Below are 2,702 nucleotides of genomic sequence, written 5' to 3' on the forward strand. Positions count from 1 at the left end.
TGTCGCTTGGTATTTCAGCGGTCCTGATAGTGATCGCGCTTGGGTCTTTCGGGCTTCAGGGGCTGAATTTCGGGATTGATTTCCGGGGCGGCACCACGATCCGCACCCAAAGCACAGAGCCGGTGGATATCGGCACCTATCGCGGCGCGATGGATGGGCTTGAGCTTGGCGATATAAGCATCACCGAGGTGTTCGATCCGACCTTCGGCGAGGATCAGAACGTCGCGATGATCCGCATCCAGGCGCAGGACGATCAGGAAAGCGTTTCGGCGGCGGTGATCCAGACGGTCGAGGAGGCTCTTCAGGTGGCGGTGCCCGATGTCACATTCACCTCGGTGGAAAGCGTTGGGCCGAAGGTCTCGGGCGAGCTTATCCAGACCGCCGTTATCGCCGTCATTCTGGCGATTGGCGCGGTTCTGATCTATATCTGGATGCGCTTTGAATGGCAGTTCGCTGTCGGCGCGGTCGTCGCGCTTGTGCATGACGTTGTGCTGACCATCGGGGTGTTCTCGGAAATGCAGATTCAGTTCGACCTTGCCATTATTGCCGCGCTTCTGACCATTGTCGGCTATTCGCTGAACGATACGGTCGTGGTGTTCGACCGGGTCCGCGAGAACCTGCGCAAATACAAGCAAAAGCCGCTGAGCGAGGTTCTGAACCTGTCGATCAACGAAACCCTGTCGCGCACGATGATGACCTCTGTGACCACCCTTCTGGCACTTCTGGCGCTGTACTTCCTTGGTGGCGACGTGATCCGGGGATTTGTCTTTGCGATGATCTGGGGTGTGATTGTCGGCACCTATTCGTCGATCTTCGTGGCAAGCACGGTCCTGCTGTGGCTTGGCGTCAAGCGTGACTGGTCCAAGCCGGATGCCAATGCCGGGAACCAGTTCGCGAATATCGATGCCTGATCTTCTCTTGCAGGTCTGGGCCACGCCCGGACTGATCTGGCTTTTGCTGGCGATTTCGGTTGCGGGGATCGTGCGTGGCTTTACCGGGTTCGGTACGGCGCTTGTCTTTGTGCCGGTGGCCGGGATTTTCCTTCTGCCCCAGACCGTGGTCGGGGTGATGACCCTGACCGGCATCGTCAGCACGACCGCGCTCCTGCCTCGTGCCTGGGGGCAGGCAGACCGGCGCGAGGTCGCCATACTGGCCCTTGCCGCGCTCTTGACAGTGCCGTTCGGACTCTGGCTCATGCAGGCGCTTGAGGCGGTTACGATCCGCTGGATTGTGGCGGCGGTGGCCGCGCTTACCCTTGCCGCGCTTGTGGTGGGCTGGCGGTTTTCCGGGATTGTCTCGCGGCCGATGCTTGTGGCGATCGGCGCGGTGGCCGGGGTGATTGGCGGGATGACCGGGCTGACCGGCCCGGTGGTGATCCTGTTCTATCTGGCGGGCCAGTCGGCGGCGCAATCGGTGCGTGCCAACACGATCCTGTTTCTGGCCGCTCTTGACGTGGTGATCGCGGTGAACCTCTTGTCGCGTGGCGATCTGGAGGCGACAACCGGCCTTTTGGCGCTGACGCTGGCGGTGCCCTATTTCATCACCTCTCTGATCGGCCAGTCCCTGTTTGACCCGCGCTTTCAGCGGCTTTACCGTTGGGCGGCCTATAGCGTGATCGCCCTGGCCGTGGTAAGTGGCCTGCCACTCTGGAGTTAAGGGAGCCTGAGCATGCGCATGACCGAGATAAGCTTTGACGGGGCCACCCCGATCGACGGTTACGGACCGGGCTTTTTCCGCGTGGCCGGGCAGGTGATGGAAGGGCCGATCTGTGTGACTGTCACCGGCGCGCGGGCCTGGGGCGGCTATGATGACGCCGACGCCCTCCTGGCGCTTGTCGGCGAGATTGACGTTCTGTTCATTGGTACCGGGGCCGAGATGGCGCATATCCCGAGCGGTTTGCGCGCAGCGCTTGAGGAGGCGGGCCTTGGGGTTGAAACAATGACCTCGCCCACCGCATGCCGCACCTACAACGTGCTTTTATCCGAAGGGCGGCGCGTGGCGGTGGCGCTTTTGCCGGTGTGATTGCCGATATGGGGCTGAGTGTCAGTGATCTGAGTGTCTCGCGCGGCGGTATCCGGGTACTGGAGGGGCTGTCGTTTGACCTAGCACCCGGTCAGGCGCTTGTTCTGCGCGGGCCGAACGGGATTGGCAAGACCACACTCTTGCGCACCATTGCCGGGTTGCAACCGCCGGTATCGGGCCGGGTTGACGTGCCTGCCGACAGCCTTGTTTACGCAGGCCATGCCGATGGCATTAAGGCGACGCTGAGCGTGCGGGAAAACCTTGGGTTCTGGGCGCAGGCCTTTGGCAATAGCGATATCACGCGGGCCATGGAGGCGTTTCAGCTTACCCCGCTTGGCGACCGTCCCGCCGGTGCGCTGTCGGCCGGGCAAAAGCGCCGCCTTGGTCTGGCGCGGCTATTGGTGACCGGGCGCGAGATCTGGGTGCTGGACGAGCCGACCGTGTCGCTTGATGTCGATGCCGTGGCGATGTTCGCCGCCGCCGTGCGCGCGCATCTTGCGGGGGGCGGCCTGGCGGTGATGGCGACGCATATCGACCTTGGCCTGACCGAGGCGCAGGTGCTTGATGTCGCCCCGTTCAAGGCCAAACCGCTTGAGCATGACGATTTCGACGGAGCCTTCTTATGATCGCGCTGCTGATCCGGGATTTCAGGCTGGCGATGCGCGCCGGCGGGGGCTTTG

At 62.6% G+C, this 2,702-nt stretch carries 4 protein-coding genes; all 4 read left to right on the top strand.

All coding sequences use genetic code 11. The features are described 5' to 3' along the window. The coding region (gene secF, locus QZ522_RS18910) for a protein translocase subunit SecF (protein WP_294615292.1) at nt 1–911 on the top strand (911 nt) is incomplete at its 5' end. Beyond that, complete coding sequence (locus QZ522_RS18915; protein ID WP_294615295.1) at nt 904–1,656, top strand: sulfite exporter TauE/SafE family protein; 753 nt, start codon at nt 904–906, stop codon at nt 1,654–1,656. The genes secF and QZ522_RS18915, both read left to right, overlap by 8 nt. A gap of 12 nt (nt 1,657–1,668) precedes the next feature. Next, entirely contained in the window at nt 1,669–2,022 is a 354-nt protein-coding gene (locus QZ522_RS18920) for an Mth938-like domain-containing protein (RefSeq protein ID WP_294615297.1), read from the top strand. A gap of 8 nt (nt 2,023–2,030) precedes the next feature. Then, complete coding sequence (gene ccmA, locus QZ522_RS18925) at nt 2,031–2,648, top strand: heme ABC exporter ATP-binding protein CcmA (protein ID WP_294615299.1); 618 nt, start codon at nt 2,031–2,033, stop codon at nt 2,646–2,648. The last annotated feature ends 54 nt before the right edge of the window (nt 2,649–2,702 follow it).

The sequence above is a fragment of the uncultured Roseovarius sp. genome, assembly GCF_913054395.1.
Classification (GTDB): Bacteria; Pseudomonadota; Alphaproteobacteria; order Rhodobacterales; family Rhodobacteraceae; genus Roseovarius.